Annotated in this window: 1 protein-coding gene; it reads right to left on the bottom strand. The window is 32.8% G+C overall.

The features are described 5' to 3' along the window. Positions 1-27: 27 nt before the first annotated feature. Entirely contained in the window at positions 28-282 is a 255-nt protein-coding gene (locus IHO13_RS05455; RefSeq protein WP_225538625.1) for a hypothetical protein, read from the bottom strand. Positions 283-1,409: the final 1,127 nt, after the last annotated feature.

Genomic DNA, 1,409 nt, shown 5'->3' with positions numbered 1-1,409 from the left:
CCATTGTTGACTGGCAAAACGGTACCCTTAATTTGTCCTATTACCATTAGTATTACAATTTAATAACTCTCCAAAATCAATTATGCTTGCAAAGTAGTCACTATCTATAACGTCATCACTTACATCATTAACGTGAATGAGAACTGGACGGCATGAAAAGCCTTTTGGACGGTTTAGTATATCTATTTTTGTTTGTATTTTTTGGACTATTGAATGACCGATTTTATTTTTTGAAAATTTGATTTCGCAAATGTAGAGAGTGTTGAACTTTGCCTGAATCATATAATCAATTTGACATTCAGCACTATTGCTTGTCTTCCTCTGAAAAAATGAATTTTTGCTTACTATTCCATCAATCCCAAGATATTATATGTGCTTTTTCTATTGTTAAGCACCAAATTTTCAAACTGAAGTCCGATGATTATATGCCACTCCGGTAGGAATGTAAGTAATCCTATAAAGTAGGTGTTACGATAATTTTTCCTAGATTTTTTTCAATATATTTTAGATAAAACCTTAAATAGTTATCTTGAAGTCTGTACCTTCTTAGTCGCGAATCAATATCTGTTTTTATATTCCAAGTGTGATCCTTTGCAATAAAACCAGCAAGCTCGAGCTCATATAGATACTCGGAAATGTATCCATGTCTCGCAATGTCCAAAGCAACATAAATTTCTTCTTGTTCTTTAGCTCCAGTAGAAAAAGTCCTGACTATTTGCTTATAAAAAGCCGTTTTTCACACGAATAAATCTGATAATACTTGACCAAACTCCCAACTAAAAACCACCTTTCGAGAAATAAAGCTTTTTAATATTTTCTTTAACACTGTGTTTAAAATTTACCCCTTCTAAATATTTTGGAATTCTGCCGGCACTGCGAGTACCTTAAAATTTTCGTATGATGAAATATTTTTTGGCCAAAATCTATTGCAATCAGAAAGCGCTAATTCCCAGAGTGTCAAATTTAATGATATCCTTCCTACAAAACCAGTACTACTAAGTATGTTTTTTTCGATTCAAGATGATGCAGATCCACACACAAAAAAATTAACTTGTTGTTATTCTTTAGCTGTGTCTCCTAAAAACTCTTTATTTTGCCTAAAAAAGTTAGATCTTTTGAACCCATCTAAGAGATTTTATCAAACAGCAGTAATATTTTCCCTGATAGTATACGCTTGCCAACTGTCCATAGTAAATCGCTCCAGTCATCATACCTAGCAAAAGGCGTATTAATTTACCTAGCAATTTACCTAGAAAATTCATTAAATTGGTGAGACATTATAGTATGCTTTTCTGGTGGTAAACCTATAAATGAGTAACATTACTCAAAATGCTTACCGAACTCTTGAGTTAATCGACTTTCTCCTATACGATGCCTTCCTTTGACTACAACAAAAGAAGCGGTGTTTT

Source organism: Wolbachia endosymbiont of Mansonella perstans, assembly GCF_020278605.1.
Lineage (GTDB): Bacteria > Pseudomonadota > Alphaproteobacteria > Rickettsiales > Anaplasmataceae > Wolbachia.
This window is presented reverse-complemented; position numbering and strand designations above follow the sequence as displayed.

What these genes read in the sequence shown, in the direction of transcription:
- IHO13_RS05455 (WP_225538625.1), bottom strand. Translation starts at nt 282, where the DNA reads ATGATTCAGGCAAAGTTCAACACTCTCTACATTTGCGAAATCAAATTT.